The sequence below is a fragment of the Pseudomonas sp. MWU13-2100 genome, from assembly GCF_023242365.1.
Lineage (GTDB): Bacteria > Pseudomonadota > Gammaproteobacteria > Pseudomonadales > Pseudomonadaceae > Aquipseudomonas.
In genome coordinates, this window is the sequence record NZ_JALLIX010000130.1 from 1 (window position 1) to 733 (window position 733).

Consider the following 733-nt stretch of genomic DNA (forward strand, 5'->3'; position numbering starts at 1 on the left):
AGGGTCTTTGCCCAGCAGGGCCAATAACGGGCCGAAGGTGGCGTCCAGCGGACTGCTCGGGCCTTGCACCAGTTGGTCGATGACCGGCACCTTGTCCTGCGCCATCAGCTTTTGCGCGGACTGGATCAGCGAGTCGGCCAAGGCCTGGCGGCGGGTGCCGGCCTGACCCTGGTAGGCCAGGGTGTTCATCAGGCCGATCAGCGGCGACTGGCGGATATCGCTCATCAGGGTCAACTGGTCGATCACCGCGCCCAGGCTATCGGCCGGATGCCAGCGCAGGCTGTTGAGAAAGTCCAGCCAGACGCCGGCGTAGTCCTGGAAGTAGCGTTCGGTAAGGCGTTCCCGGAGCAGGTCCGGGGTCAGCTCGGGGGCCAGGTTGGCAGGTTTGTCGCTGAGCACCCAGTCGACTTCCTCGCGGCGCGCCTGGGCGATCTCGTCGATGGCCTGACGCACCTGGCCCTCCCAGGCCTGGCGGGTGAACACGCCCGGGACAGTGGCGGTGGTGGAAAACAGCCCCAGGGTCGCGGTTTCGCCGAGTATCTGCCGCAGGCTTAACGCCGGGTAGTGCGGGGCCGCCTTGTCGAGCACCTGCTGGTACAGGGCCGCTTCGGCATTACGCTGGCCCAGTTGGTTGAGCAGGATCTGCCGGGCCTGGGTGACCAGCAGCGGATCAGCCTCGATGCGCCAGGCTGGATGGGCCGCCAGCTGTTCGGCATAGAACTGCCACAGGTTC

General features: G+C 66.6%; 1 protein-coding gene. It reads right to left on the reverse strand.

Annotated elements, in window-relative coordinates:
* Positions 1-733, reverse strand: a 733-nt coding sequence (locus M5B99_RS29680; protein WP_248807465.1) for an ImcF-related family protein, incomplete at both ends; no start/stop codon positions are given.